We start from the raw sequence: 13,229 nt of genomic DNA on the forward strand, positions 1-13,229 counted from the left end.
ATGTCCGCCACGACCTCGCCAGGCAGCGGCAAGCACAATAACCCAGTGGGATCGTCCGCGCCAGCCCTGGCCCGCCCCTGGTACGGGCTGTTCTCGCGTGGCGCGCGCGACTGGCTGCGCCACAACCAGAAAGTGGGCGACGCCGTGCAGGCGCATTTGCCCGAATTGATCGCCACGCCTGACCTGATCGGCGGGCCGCAGCAGCGCACGGTGCAAGTACCCATGCACCTGCTCGAACATGCGCGTTTCCGCCTGGCACCCGCGCGCAACAGCGTAGGCGCGGGCCAGGGTGGCGGCCAGCCCGGCGATATCCTGCGCGCAGCCCGTCCCGCCACCACGGGCGAGGCCGGAATGCAAGGCGAAGGCGGCGATGGCGAGGGAGCCGTGCGCCTGCTGCTCGAGTTTGCCATTGACGATATACTCGACTGGCTATGGGACGCTTTCGAGCTGCCGCACCTGAAACCGCGCCACCTGGGCGCTATCGACGACGTACGGCTCGTGCGTAGCGGCCTGGACCGACATGGCGCCCGTTCGCGGCTGGACCGGCGGCGCACCGTCAAGGAAGCGATCAAGCGGCGCGCCCTGCAAGCGCAACCCGTGCCTTTCACCAATGACGACTTGCGCTACCGCCAGGTGCAGCCACTGCCCCGGCCCAGCACGAATGCCGTCGTGTTTTTCGTGCTGGACGTATCGGCCAGCATGGCGCAGGCCGAGCGCAAGCTGGCCAAATCCTTCTTTTTCTTTGCCTTGCAGGGCTTGCGCCGCAGATATGCGCGCGTGGAAGCGCGCTTTATCGCGCATACGACGCGGGCCTGGGAATTTTCCGAAGCCGAGTTCTTCCAGGTCAATGGCATGGGCGGCACCGTGGCGTCCACCGCCTTTCGCCTGAGCCGCGAATTGCTGCAGGAACACTACGCACCGGGACGCTACAACGCCTACCTGTTCTATGCATCCGATGGCGAGAATTTCAGCGAAGACCGGGGAGCGGCCAGCCTGGCCCTCGGTGAACTGGCCGCCTTGCTCAACTATATGGGCTATGTGGAAACCGTGCCCGGCGTGCCGCGCAGCCTGGAAACGGAAATGCACAGCTTGTTTGCCGAGCAGCAACGGCGCGGCTTGCCCTTGCATAGCAGCATTCTCAGCAGGAATGACGATATCTGGGCGGCTATCCGCACCTTTTTCCAGCACGAGGCGGCCGATACGGAGGAAACGGCATGACGTCTGACACAGCCAACCTGGATGGCTACGCGGCGCGCATCGAAGCGCTGGCGCGGGAACTGGGACTGGAGTTTGCGCCGGTCGAGTTCGAGCTGGTACCGGACAGCTTCATGGCCGAGATCGCCATCTATGGCTTGCCCGTGCGCATGCGCCACTGGTCGTTCGGCGTGCGCTACATCCACCAGCTCGTGCATCAAAAGATGGGCAACTCGCATATGTTCGAAGTCATGTTTCCCGGCGACCCTTGCCATGCCTACATGGCCGAGCACAATTCCGTGGCGGAAAACACCCTCGTCACGGCCCATGTGCTGGGCCACGCCGACTTTGCCAGCCGCAATGCCCTGTTCCTGCGTTTCGGCGCCATGGCGGGCCAGCACATCCTGGAACAAAGCGCGGCGCGGGCGCAGCGTCTCGAAATGGCGCTGCAACGGCACGGACAGGAGCAGGTGGAAGCCGTGCTCGACGCGGCACTGGCGCTGGAACAGCATGTGGACATCCATGCCGAACTGCACCGCCCGCCCTATGCCACGCTATCCGGGCCAGCCGGTGTGGCCGGCACGCAAGACGGGGCCGGCGCAGACGATCCTTTTGCGCGGCGTTACCAGCGCTTGCCCGGTGAAGCGGCCGCGCTGGCGGCGCACGAGGCGGCGCGGGCACGGCTGGCGCAGCGCCCCCTCGTACCGCCGCAGCCCGAATACGATTTACTCTGGTTTATCGCGCAATATGGGCCGGAATTGGCTAACTGGGAACGCGACATTTTCCTGGCCGTGCGCGAAGAGTCGTTTTACTTTTATCCCGTGTACGCCTGCCAAATCATGAACGAAGGCTGGGCCTCTTACTGGCATGCGCGGCTGCTGCGCGAAGCCGACTTCCTGCCGCCGGCCCTGTACCTGTCCGCCATCAAGTCGCACTCGGACGTGGTGCGCCCTTACGCGGGCGAGCACCAGCAGGCGCTGGCCGTCAACCCCTATCACCTGGGTTTTTGCATGTGGGAACACATCATCGAGCGCCAAGGACTGGCGCGGGCGCGCCAGATTTGCCGCGACGACGACGACTGCAGTTTCATTCGCAACTATCTGGATGGTGAACTGGCTGACCGCCTGGGCCTGTTCGTGCATGAAAGCCGCCGCGATGGCGAAACACGAATGGCCAGCCGCGACTTGCTGGCCATCCGCGAAGCCATCCTGGCGCCCAAATACAACTATGGCGCGCCGTGCATCGCCGCCACCCTGCTCAACGACGACGGCAGCCTGGTACTGCGCCACGATCACCAGCGCGACGGGCGCGGCCTCGACCTGGAGCGGGCGGAGCAGGTGCTGGCGTACATCGCCCGCGTCTGGCGCCGTCCCGTCACCCTGCATACGGCCGATTTCCGCGGCACGCCCCGGGTTCTGCGCAGCAAGACCGAAGGCGTACCGGAGCCGCCCGCGTCGCCTGCGTCAACCATGCCGGCAGCGCCGCCTGCGCAACGCTGAATACTGAACCACTGAACGGCAGGCGGTCTGGCGGATATCAGGGTGTACCCGGCAGGCTTGTACCACACGCGTGGCAAGCTTGCCATTCAAGCCCGTTCAGCCTGCTCCACATACCAGGCGATGGTCTGCCGCAAGCCTTGCGCCAGGTTGTGCGTGGGGACATAGCCGAGCAGGCGGGCCGCCTTGGCGATGTCCGCCTGCGAATGGCGCACGTCGCCGGCGCGAAATTCGCCATAGTGCGGCGCCAGCGGCACGTGCTGCGGGCGGGCGGCAAGCAGCATCTGCTGCATGGCGGCGTGCAGCTGCGTCAGGCTGGTGCGGGCGTTGACGGCTACGTTGTAGACCTGGTTGACGGCTGCCGGGTCGGTGCCGGTGGCGGCCAGGATATTGGCTTGCACGGCATTGTGCACGAAGCAGAAGTCGCGGCTGGTGGCGCCGTCGCCATGGATGTGCACGGCCTGGTTATCCAGCATGGCGGCGATCCAGCGGGGAATGACGGCCGCATAAGCGCCCAGCGGATCCTGGCGCGGACCGAAGACATTGAAATAGCGCAGCCCTACCGTCTGCATGGCGTAGCAGCGCGCGTACACTTGCGCATACAACTCGTTGACATATTTGCTCAAGGCATACGGCGACAGCGGCGCGCCGATGTGCTGTTCCACTTTCGGCAGGGCTGGATGGTCGCCATACGTGGCGCTCGAGGCCGCATATACGAAGCGCCGCACGCCCGCGTCGCGCGCGGCGGCCAGCATGTTCAGGAAGCCGCTGACATTGACGGCGTGGCACAGCAGCGGGTCTTCCAGCGAACGCGAGACGGAACCGAGCGCCGCCTGGTGCAGCACAAAATCGACGGCGGCGACGGGGCCGCCCGCACCGGCACGGCCGCGCTCGGCCAAGCTGCCGCTGCTGACGCCGCCGCCAGCGGTCGTATCTGTACCTGCGTCTGCCTCACCATCACCACTGCAGGTGGCCTGCACCGGTGCAGGCGCGCCGCACGCGCGCGCGCATGCCTGCGGGTCGCGGATATCGCCTTCGATGAAGGTGAAGCGCTGCCACGCCTGCTCGCCCACGCTGGCGCGCACCTGTTCCAGGTTGTGGCGGTGGCCCGTCATGAAATTATCGAGGCCGCGCACTTCCTGTCCCAGCTTCAGCAAGGTTTCCAGCAGGTGCGAACCGATGAAGCCGGCCACGCCCGTCACCAGCCAGCGCCGAGGTTCCTTGTTCAGTTGTTCGCAGGCTTGCGCATAGGCGCCGGCAGCCGGATCGCCAGCGGAGGCGCTTCGCGCCGCGTTTGCGGCCCGATCGAAGGTGTCGGCCGCCATCACAGCCGCCACACGTGCAGGCCGCCGTCTTCCAGCGGCCGGGGGTCGAAATGCGATTTGATGTCGATGAAGCAACCATTTTCCAGCACCTTGGCCTGGAAGTCGGCCAGCGGACGGGCCAGCAAGGCCTGGTGCGAGACGGCGCTGATGATGGCCTCTGCCTGCGGCAGCTGTTCCCAGCTTTCCAGCAATAAACCGTATTCTTCCAGCGCTTCGCGGCCATCGGCGACGGGGTCGTGCACGTGCACCTGCACGCCGTACGATTGCAGTTCGTGGATCATGTCGACCACTTTCGAGTTGCGCAGGTCCGGGCAATTTTCCTTGAAGGTCAGGCCCAGCACGTTGACGTGCGAACCTTTCAATTTGAAGCCGGCACGCACCATTTCCTTGATGGTTTTTTCCGCCACGAACTTGGCCATGCCGTCGTTGATGCGGCGCCCGGCCAGGATCACGTGAGGGTGGTAGCCCAGCATTTCCGCCTTGTGCGTCAAATAGTATGGGTCGACGCCGATGCAGTGCCCGCCCACCAGGCCGGGCCGGAACGGCAGGAAATTCCATTTCGTGCCCGCCGCCTGCAGCACTTCCAGGGTGTCGATGCCGATGCGGTCGAAGATGATGGCCAGTTCGTTCATCAGCGCGATGTTCAGGTCGCGCTGCGTGTTTTCGATCACCTTGGCCGCCTCGGCCACCTTGATGCTCGACGCCCGGTGCACGCCCGCCTCTACCACGCCTTCGTACAGGGCGGCCACCTGGTCCAGGGTGGCGTCGTCGTCGCCCGAGACCACCTTGCGGATGCTGTGCAGGGTATGGTCCTTGTCGCCGGGGTTGATGCGCTCGGGTGAAAAGCCCACATGAAAGTCTTCCTTCCAGCGCAGGCCCGAATGCTGTTCGAGGATGGGGATGCAGATTTCCTCGGTGGCGCCCGGATACACGGTGGACTCGTAGATGACGATGACGCCGCGCCGCATGTGCCGGCCGACGGCCGCGCTGGCGCCGGCCAGGGCCGAGAAATCAGGATTGTGCGCGCTGTCGACGGGCGTGGGCACGGCCACGACGATGAAATCGGCCAGTTCCAGCTCGGCCGGATCGCAGCCGACGCTCAGCCATTGCGCCGCGCGCAGCTGTTCCGTGCTGACTTCACCGGTCGGGTCGACATGGCTGCGGTAGCTTTCCACCTTGCGTGCCGATAAGTCAAAGCCGATCGTGCGCTGGCGCATGCCAAACGCCACGGCCAGCTGCAAGCCCACATAGCCGAGCCCCACCACGGCCACCACGCCGCCCTTGCCAATCACCTTGCTATTCGCGTTGCTATCCACCTTGCTGTCCATATGCATGTGCTCCGAATGGTTGCGGCACGAGCATCGCCGTCCGGGAAATTCTACGGTTGCCAATCGGGCCATTCTTGAGCGGGAACAAGAAACACGGGCCGGCGGCCAGCATGCGCGCGGACAATCAGCGGCTTGTTGAGCGCAATCAAGGAGTCCGGCGGCCATCTTTTTAAGCTAGGCCATGCCCATCGCCCATCGCGAATCGGCTAATCGTCCACGCACGCCGCTACCGGAGATTTCCATGGCCTTTACCCTGCCCCGCCCTTTCCCTGGCCTGCCGGCCGCCGCGCTGTGCTGTACTTTGCTGCTGCCCCTGCTGACGGCTTGCCACGGCACGCAGAGCAGCGAAAGCCTGCTGGCCGACGCACAGCAGTACCGCCAGAAAGGCGAAGCGCGGGCCGCCATCATCCAGTTGAAGAACCTGCTGCAAAAGGAGCCGGACAATGCGGCCGCCCGCTTGCTGCTGGGCAGCATCTATATCGACACGGGCGAAGCGCTGTCTGCCGAGAAGGAATTGCGCAAGGCAAAGTCGCTGGGCCTCGCATCGCAGCAAGTGATGCCACTGCTGGGCAAGGCCTGGCTGATGCTGGGCCAGTTCGACAAGGTACTGGCCGAGATTGCCGATGATGCGGCGCAGCCCGCCAGCATGCTGGCCCTGCGCGGCGATGCCTTGCTGGCCCTGGGCCGCCAGGACGAGGCGCACGCCCTGTACTCGCGCCTGCTCGAAGCCCATCCCGACCAGGTCGAGGCATTGCTGGGCCTGGCGCGCCTGTCGGCGCTCGACCACCAGGTGCCGGCGGCCGAGCTGCTGCTGGCGCAAGCCTTGAAAACCGCGCCCGCCAACCTCGACGCCTTGCGCCTGCAGGGCGACCTGCTGCGCCTGCAAGGCAAGAACGGCCCGGCGCGGCTCGCCTACATGCAGATCCTCAAGATAAAACCGGACAATACCCAGGCGCACATCGACCTGGCCAACCTCGATATCGTGGAAAACCGCTATGCGGAAGCGTCGGCCCAGCTGGCCACGGCGCGCAAGACGGCGCCCAACAGCCTGGGCCTGCTGCAAGCCCAGGCGCTGCTCGATTTTCGCCAGGGCAAGAACAAGGCGGCCCTGCAAGCCTTGCAGCTGGTGCTCAAGGCGGCGCCCGACCACATGCCGTCCATCCTGCTGGCCGGCGCCGTGCAACTGGCGCTCGGCTCGCCGCCGCAGGCGGAAAACTATTTGCGGCGCTTCCTGGCCGTGTATCCCAGGCATTTGTATGCCGTCAAGATGATGGCGTCGATCGAATTGATGCGTGGCAAGACCGACGCCGCCATCGATTTGCTGCAACCGATGCTGGCCGCCTTCCCGGAAGACGTGGAATTGCTGTCGCTGGCCGGAGAAGCCCACTTGCGCGCGCGCCGCTACGACAAGGCGACCGCGTATTTCGAACAGGCCAGTACCCTTGCGCCGGACACGGCCAAGCTGCATGCGGCGCTGGGCATCAGCCGCCTGGGCATGGGAGAGAACAGCCGCGCCATCAATGAACTGGAACGCGCCAGCATGCTCGACAAGAGCACGCCACAAGCGGGCACCATGCTGGTGATGACCTTGCTGCGCAACAAGCAGAACGACAAGGCGCTGGCCAGCGTCAAGATGATGGAGGAGCAGCAGAAAGGCACGAATCCCCTGCTGCTGAACCTGAAAGGCGGCGTCTACCTGGCCTTGCGCGACTTACCGGCCGCGCGCGCCAGTTTCGAGCAAGCGCTGAGCATGGACCCCGTCTACCTGCCCGCCTTGAACAACCTGGCGCAGATCGACCTGGCCGAGAAAAAGCCGGAGCAGGCAAAACAGCGTTTCGAAAAGGCGCTGACGAAGGCGCCGAAAAATGCCGACCTGTGCGCGGCGCTGGCCAAGCTGGCCGCGTCGCAGGGCAAGACGGAAGAGGCGCGGCGCTGGCTGGAGCGGGGCCACCGCGACAATCCGGACGCCGTCGCGCCGGCCCTGCTCCTGAGTAACTTCTACTTGAAGACGGGCGCGCCCGACAAGGCGCTGGAACTGGCGCGCACCTTGCAGACGGGCCATCCGGGCGACGCCGATGCGCTGGCCCTGCGCGCCCAGGTGGAATACAGCGCCGGCCAGGCGCCAGCCGCGCTCGACAGCTACAACAAGCTGGCCAGCATACAGACCACGTCCGCGCCCTTGCAGATGCGCATCGCCAGCCTGCATCTGGCGCTGGGCGACCACCAGAATGCGCTGCAAGCCGTCAAGCGGGCGCAAGTGATTGACCCGACCCTGCTCGAAGCGCGCGTGGTGGAAGTGGCACTGTTGCTGAATCTGAACCGCCAGCGCGAGGCGCTGGCCGTGGCGCGGCAAGTGCAGGAACAGCAGCCGAAGCTGGCGGCCGGCTACAAGCTCGAGGGCGACGTGCTGATGGAGCAAAAGCTGCCGCAGCAAGCCGTCAAGCTGTACCAGCACGCGTTCGGCATCAGCCCCATCGGCCCGTTGCAGGTGCAGCTGTACCGCGCCTTGCAGGCTTCCGGGCAAGAGCGCGAAGCCGATGCGCGCATGGCCACCTGGCTGAAGGAGCATCCGGAAGACTTGCCGACGCGCACCTACCTGGCGGGCACCCGGCTGGCGGCCAAGCAATACCGCGCCGCCATCGAGCACTTCCAGTATGTGGTTGCCAAGGACACGGATAACGTGGTGGCGCTGAACGACCTGGCGTGGGCGTATCAGCAGGAAAAAGATCCGCGCGCGCAGGCCACGGCCGAGCAGGCACTGAAGCTGTCGCCCGGCAATCCCGCCGTGCTCGACACCCTGGGCTGGATCGTGCTGCAGCAAGGCGACGTCAAGCGCGCCACAGCCCTGCTGCGCAAGGCGGCGGAACTGGCGCCGAAGTCGCCCGAAGTGCAGTACCACCTGGGCGCTGCCCTGGCGAAATCGGGCGACAAGGGCGGTGCGCGCAAGCAGCTGGAACAACTGCTGGCCGCCAACAAGGACTTTCCACAGCGGGCCGAGGCGCAGGCCTTGCTGACCCAGCTGTAAGCCATGGCTGTGCACGCTGCCATGCCCGGCCTGGCAGCGCGGCCGCTGGCCCTGCTGGCGGGCGCGGCCTGCATGCTGGCCTTGCGCCACTATCCGCTGGGGCACGGCTGGCCCGGCCTGTTGTTTGCCGCCCTGCTGCCCGCATATTTCCTGCTGCTGTGCTGGCGTCCCGCCTGCTGGCTGTTCTGCGTGCCCGCCCTGCTGCCCGTGCTGGACCTGGCGCCGTGGACGGGCTGGTTCTTCCTTGAAGAAATCGACGTGCTGCTGTTGCTGACCGTGGCCTGCGGTTATTGGCGCCTGGGCGGACCGGCCCACCCGGCAGCGGCGCGGCTCTCGCCCGCCGCCCGCGCCAGTTTGCTGCTGTGCAGCCTGGCCTGGCTGGCGGCGCTGTTGCGCGGCGTCCTGCCGCTGGCGCCGTTCGACCTGAATGCCTGGGATAATTACCTGAGCCCCTACAACAGTTTGCGGCTGGGCAAGGCCTGGGCCTGGAGCATGCTGCTGTTGCCGCTGCTGCTGCGCGACGCGTCCGCGTCCGCCTTGCGCCGCTACGCGTTGCCGGGCATGCTGGCCGGACTGGCCATGGTGTCGCTGTTCGCGCTATGGGAACGGACTGTGTTTCCCGGCCTGTCGAACCTGTCGAGCGACTACCGCATCACGGCGCCGTTTTCCGCCATGCACACGGGTGGCGCCGCGCTGGACGGCTACCTGGCCCTGAGCCTGCCGTTTGCCGCGCTGTGGCTGGCGCGCGCCAGCAGCCGCTGGCAGGCGGTGCTGGCCATGCTGCTGCTGGCCCTGGCCCTGCACGCGGCGTTCACGACCTTTTCCCGGGGCTTGTACGCGGCCCTGGCCGCGGCCATGCTGCTGGGATTCTGGCAAACCCTGCGGACGGCGCCCGGCGCGGCGCGGCGCGTCCCTTCCCAGTCGCCCAGGCGCGGAGTGTTGCTGAGACTGCTGCTGGCCGGCCTGGGCACCGTCCTGCTCGTGTACATGTTCAGCCTGGCCGGCTACCGGGGCTTGCTGGCCGCCGTCGTCCTGCTCGCGGCCAGCTTCGTGCTGGCCGCGCGGCCCTTGCCGTGGCGCCTGGCGCCTGCCAGCGTGCTGTGCGCGTTGTGCCTGCAAGGCTTGCTGGCCGCCATGCTGCTGGTGGGCGCGCTGTGGCCCGGTAGTGCCGGCGGCAAGGCTGGCAAGGAACCCGCCAGGCTGGGGCTGGCGATTATGGCGTGGACCATGCTGGCATGCAATCTCGCCTGGATAGGCTGGCACTGGGCGGGACCGCCGGCCCTGCTGCCGGCCGGCCTGGTCGTGCTGCTGGCCATGCTGATGCTGTGCAACGGACGCCTGCGCCCCCCGCTGTGGCGGCTGGACCGCGCCAGCCTCAGCATCGTGGGCGCGGCCGGCATCCTGCTGCTGCTGGCCATACCCGTGTCGGCCAGCTACTACGCCACCGAACGTTTCGCCACCACGGCCTTCGACATGCAAGGCCGCTTGCGCCATTGGCGGCAGGCGCTGGCCATGCAGCCGTCCGACTGGGGCGACCGCCTGTTCGGCATGGGTAGCGGCAGCTTTCCCGCCACGTATTACTGGCACAATCCCCAGCGCGAGGTGCCGGCCAGCATCGCGTATGCGGAAGATGGGGAAAACCGGTATGTGCGCCTGGCCAGTCCCGGCTACAGCGCCGGCTATGGCGAATTGCTGCGGCTGCTGCAGCGGCTGCCCGTGCAGCCCGCCACGCACTACACTTTGGCGCTCGACGTGCGGCGCACGGGACCCATGCCCGTGCTGCTGGTGCGCCTGTGCCAGCGGCAATTGCTGTACGCCCAGGGCTGCGTGAACGTTCCGCTGCGCCTGCGGCCTGTGCCGCCTGGTACCCAGCCCGGCGGTTGGCAGCACTACGAAGTGCCGTTCGACAGCGCCTGGCTAGGTGCCGGTGCCTGGCTGATGCGTCCGCCCGTGCAGCTGGAACTGGCGGCCAGCGGCACGGCCACCTCATCCGTGCTCGAAGTCGACAATCTGAGCTTGCGCGCGCCGGGCGGCGAAGAACTGATCGCCAACGGGAGCTTTACGCAAGCCAATAATTACTGGTTTTTCAGCAGCGACCACCACCACTTGCCGTGGCATATCAAGAGCATGGCACTGCATTTGCTGATAGAAACGGGCTGGTGCGGCGCCCTGTCCACGCTGGCCCTGCTGGTTCTGGCCGGCCGGCGCCTGCTGCGCCAGGCCGCGCGCGGCGATGCAGGCGCGCTGGCGTGCGCCGCCGCCCTGCTGGGTTTTCTCGTCGTCGGCCTGTTCGACAGCCTGCTCGACGTGCCGCGCATCGCCCTGCTGTGCTACCTGATGCTGCTGTGCGCGCTGCTGCAGCCCGTGCCACCTCCTCAAGTTGAAAGTGCGCCGCCATGAAAGCCCTGCCGTTTACATGCTTGTCCGCCCTCCTGTTTTGCCTGGCCTTGGCCAGCGCGCCGTGCCGCGCCGATGCGCCGCTGGCGCAAACCATCGCGCGCATCAAACCATCGATCGTCGGCGTGGGCAACCTGCAAAAGACGCGCACGCCGCCGATGAACTTCATCGGCACGGGTTTCGTGACGGGTGACGGCCTGAGCGTGCTCACTTGCGCCCATGTGATCCAGAAACTGCTCGACGCCAATCCGAACGAGGTCATCGGCATACTCACAGGCCAGGGCGACGTAACGCAATTTCGCCCCGCCAAGGTCCAGGCGCTGGACACGGAACACGACCTGGCCTTGCTGCGCCTGGTGGGCGCGCCCCTGCCCGCCCTGGCGCTGGGCGACGCGGCCACGGTGCGCGAAGGCCAGGCCATGGCCTTTACGGGATTTCCATTAGGCACCTTGCTCGGGCTGCGCCACGTGACGCACCGCGCCACCGTGTCATCGCTGACACCGGTGGTCATGCCCAGCGAAAACGCGCAGCGCCTCGACGTCCGGCGCCTGGCGCAGCTGCAAAAGGCGCCGTACACCGTGTTCCAGCTAGACGCGACGGCGTATCCGGGCAGCAGCGGCAGCCCCTTGTTCGATCCCGAGACCGGTCTCGTCTACGGCATCGTCAACATGGTGTACGTCAAGGGCCTCAAAGAGGCAGCCATCAGCGCGCCCAGCGGCATCACGTACGCGATTCCAAGCAGCCACATGCAGGCGATCTTGCTGAAGAATAAATGAATCGTCAGTTGCGCCCCTGCCTCAACCGGTCAGTAATACCGGGCTCATCCCATGTCGGAAAAAAAAAGGGGTAAAACGACCGTTCACCCCCATGCTGTTCCATCAGGCCACCGAATTTACGGATCTGGGCCCCCATGTAATCGAGGTCCAGCCGTAGCAGCACGGCCGGCGCCCCCACGCGCGTGCACTCGCGCTCGCCGCCGAAGTCCTGGAAACCCAGCATGCGCTTGTAAAACACCACATGGCGCGGGTTGACTTCGATCACGTAATCCGTAAAGCCGTGAATATTGTGAGCATAGATATAAGAAATATGAATCAGCGCCGCAAACACGCGCTTGCTCACGCCCTTGTCGATGGCCAGGCGCGACGGTTCGCACAGGCGCCGGCCTTGCTCGCGCAGGACGTCGAGCTTGTCGCGGAAGTTTTCATCGGCGGGCAAGCCCGTCTCGTCGTTATCGAGGCACAAGGTCATGGTGCCGACGGTGGTGCCGGCCGTTTCCGCAAACAGCGTGATTTTATTCAGCGCATGCGCCGTGCAAGGATCGACGGCATAGCCGCGCCAGCCGTACATCTTGCGGATCAGCAAACTGGCCGCTTCGCGCCGGCCACGCGAATTGGCCATGCGGATATGAAAGCGCTGCAGGTCGAGCTCGTGCTCCATGGCCGGGTCGATCTGCCCCTCGCCCACCACCAGGTCACTGAAGTTGCCTGGCGTGTCGAAGGAAATTATGGGTTCATCTTCAAAGCTCATCTTGTCCTCACGTTCATCGGCAGCCGTCGAGACGGACTGAAGCCAATGCCTTGTGACAAGAGAAAAACTAGAGAAGTTCCCAGCAATAGCTAAAAAAACAGAAGAAATTTGCCTTTGGATAGCAAAATAACACGATGAAATTTGTCTATAAGTACAAAATGGCAAATATAATTGCTGTTTTGATATTGACGAGCTTGCTGTTAAAAAAAGCTTTCCGGTATCAATAACACGTCGCCCGGCCGCATCATGACGTTGGCGGAAATATCGCCTTCCTTCAGCAAATCGTCGAGCCGCACCCGCAGCTGCTGCTGGTTGCCTTCGCGTACCCGGATGATGCTGGCCTTGTTGCCGGCCGCGAAGTCGGTGATGCCGCCGACGGCGATGAGCACGTCCATCAGCGACATGCCCAGCCGGTACGGCAGCGCCTGCGGCTTGGCCGCCTCGCCGATGACGCGGATCTGCTCGCCATATGGCCCCGAGAAGTTCGTGACGATGACCGTCACCACGGGCTGCTGGATGAACTTGCTCAAGGCTTGCTCGATATCGCGCGCCAGCTGGGTCGATGTCTTGCCGCTGGCGGGCAAATCCTCGACCAGCGGCGTGGTGATCTTGCCGTCCGGCCGCACGGCCACCGTCAGCGACACTTCCGGATTGCGCCAGACGATGATGTTGACGGAGTCGCCCGGGCCGATCAGGTAATCGTGCATGGGGGCGCTGTCGTCGGAAGGCGCCAGCGGATGGCGCGTGCGGCAGGCGCCCAGCAGGCTGGCGGCGCCCGCCAGGACCAGCGTGTTGCAGACAAATGCACGGCGAAATGGATTCATGCGGAGCCTCTTCGAGTCGATGCGCGTCCATGGCCGGCCCCGCAGAACCAGCCTGGGCCGCGAACTTCCTATGATTATTAAAACCCGGCAAGTGAACCTTGAGGCGTATCAAG

General features: G+C 65.4%; 9 protein-coding genes. 5 read left to right on the forward strand and 4 right to left on the reverse strand.

Annotation, left to right across the window (positions count from 1 at the left end):
- Together JAB6_RS05905 and JAB6_RS05910 are read left to right on the forward strand one after the other, a co-directional pair.
- Entirely contained in the window at positions 1-1,218 is a 1,218-nt protein-coding gene (locus JAB6_RS05905; RefSeq protein ID WP_083292561.1) for a DUF444 family protein, read from the forward strand.
- Entirely contained in the window at positions 1,215-2,693 is a 1,479-nt protein-coding gene (locus JAB6_RS05910) for a SpoVR family protein (RefSeq protein WP_070301743.1), read from the forward strand. Before JAB6_RS05905 ends, JAB6_RS05910 begins: the two co-directional genes overlap by 4 nt.
- Before the next feature lie 86 nt (positions 2,694-2,779).
- On the opposite strand, the gene JAB6_RS05915 is transcribed toward JAB6_RS05910, so the two are convergent.
- Both JAB6_RS05915 and JAB6_RS05920 read right to left on the reverse strand, forming a co-directional pair.
- Entirely contained in the window at positions 2,780-4,015 is a 1,236-nt protein-coding gene (locus JAB6_RS05915; protein ID WP_070301744.1) for an SDR family oxidoreductase, read from the reverse strand.
- The gene (locus JAB6_RS05920; protein ID WP_070301745.1) at positions 4,015-5,343 is read right to left on the reverse strand and encodes a nucleotide sugar dehydrogenase; all 1,329 of its coding nucleotides are present in this window, start codon (positions 5,341-5,343) and stop codon (positions 4,015-4,017) included. The genes JAB6_RS05915 and JAB6_RS05920 overlap by 1 nt, the downstream gene beginning before the upstream one ends.
- A gap of 241 nt (positions 5,344-5,584) precedes the next feature.
- On the opposite strand from JAB6_RS05920, the gene prsT reads away from it, so the two are divergent.
- Genes prsT through JAB6_RS05935 form a run of 3 tightly spaced genes read left to right on the forward strand, consistent with a single transcriptional unit; the run spans position 5,585 to position 11,541 of the window.
- The gene (gene prsT / locus JAB6_RS05925; protein WP_070301746.1) at positions 5,585-8,368 is read left to right on the forward strand and encodes an XrtA/PEP-CTERM system TPR-repeat protein PrsT; all 2,784 of its coding nucleotides are present in this window, start codon (positions 5,585-5,587) and stop codon (positions 8,366-8,368) included.
- Between the two features lie 3 nt (positions 8,369-8,371).
- A complete protein-coding gene (locus JAB6_RS05930) occupies positions 8,372-10,768 on the forward strand; it encodes a hypothetical protein (protein ID WP_070301747.1) in 2,397 nt (798 codons plus the stop codon).
- The gene (locus tag JAB6_RS05935; protein ID WP_070301748.1) at positions 10,765-11,541 is read left to right on the forward strand and encodes a serine protease; all 777 of its coding nucleotides are present in this window, start codon (positions 10,765-10,767) and stop codon (positions 11,539-11,541) included. Before JAB6_RS05930 ends, JAB6_RS05935 begins: the two co-directional genes overlap by 4 nt.
- 4 nt (positions 11,542-11,545) lie before the next feature.
- Here JAB6_RS05935 and JAB6_RS05940 read toward each other — a convergent pair whose 3' ends face one another.
- Together JAB6_RS05940 and JAB6_RS05945 are read right to left on the reverse strand one after the other, a co-directional pair.
- On the reverse strand, positions 11,546-12,292 hold the full coding sequence (locus JAB6_RS05940) for a long-chain N-acyl amino acid synthase (protein ID WP_070301749.1): 747 nt from the start codon (positions 12,290-12,292) through the stop codon (positions 11,546-11,548).
- A 200-nt stretch (positions 12,293-12,492) separates the two neighbouring features.
- Positions 12,493-13,116 (reverse strand): XrtA/PEP-CTERM system exopolysaccharide export protein, encoded by a 624-nt coding sequence (locus JAB6_RS05945; protein ID WP_034748384.1) that lies wholly within the window; start codon positions 13,114-13,116, stop codon positions 12,493-12,495.
- Positions 13,117-13,229: the final 113 nt, after the last annotated feature.

It is taken from the genome of Janthinobacterium sp. HH104 (genome assembly GCF_001758715.1).
Taxonomy (GTDB): Bacteria; Pseudomonadota; Gammaproteobacteria; order Burkholderiales; family Burkholderiaceae_D; genus Janthinobacterium; species Janthinobacterium aestuarii.

What these genes read in the sequence shown, in the direction of transcription:
- JAB6_RS05920 (WP_070301745.1), bottom strand. Translation starts at nt 5,343, where the DNA reads ATGGACAGCAAGGTGGATAGCAACGCGAATAGCAAGGTGATTGGCAAG.
- JAB6_RS05910 (WP_070301743.1), top strand. Translation starts at nt 1,215, where the DNA reads ATGACGTCTGACACAGCCAACCTGGATGGCTACGCGGCGCGCATCGAA.
- JAB6_RS05935 (WP_070301748.1), top strand. Translation starts at nt 10,765, where the DNA reads ATGAAAGCCCTGCCGTTTACATGCTTGTCCGCCCTCCTGTTTTGCCTG.
- JAB6_RS05915 (WP_070301744.1), bottom strand. Translation starts at nt 4,015, where the DNA reads ATGGCGGCCGACACCTTCGATCGGGCCGCAAACGCGGCGCGAAGCGCC.
- JAB6_RS05930 (WP_070301747.1), top strand. Translation starts at nt 8,372, where the DNA reads ATGGCTGTGCACGCTGCCATGCCCGGCCTGGCAGCGCGGCCGCTGGCC.
- JAB6_RS05905 (WP_083292561.1), top strand. Translation starts at nt 1, where the DNA reads ATGTCCGCCACGACCTCGCCAGGCAGCGGCAAGCACAATAACCCAGTG.
- JAB6_RS05945 (WP_034748384.1), bottom strand. Translation starts at nt 13,116, where the DNA reads ATGAATCCATTTCGCCGTGCATTTGTCTGCAACACGCTGGTCCTGGCG.
- prsT (WP_070301746.1), top strand. Translation starts at nt 5,585, where the DNA reads ATGGCCTTTACCCTGCCCCGCCCTTTCCCTGGCCTGCCGGCCGCCGCG.
- JAB6_RS05940 (WP_070301749.1), bottom strand. Translation starts at nt 12,292, where the DNA reads ATGAGCTTTGAAGATGAACCCATAATTTCCTTCGACACGCCAGGCAAC.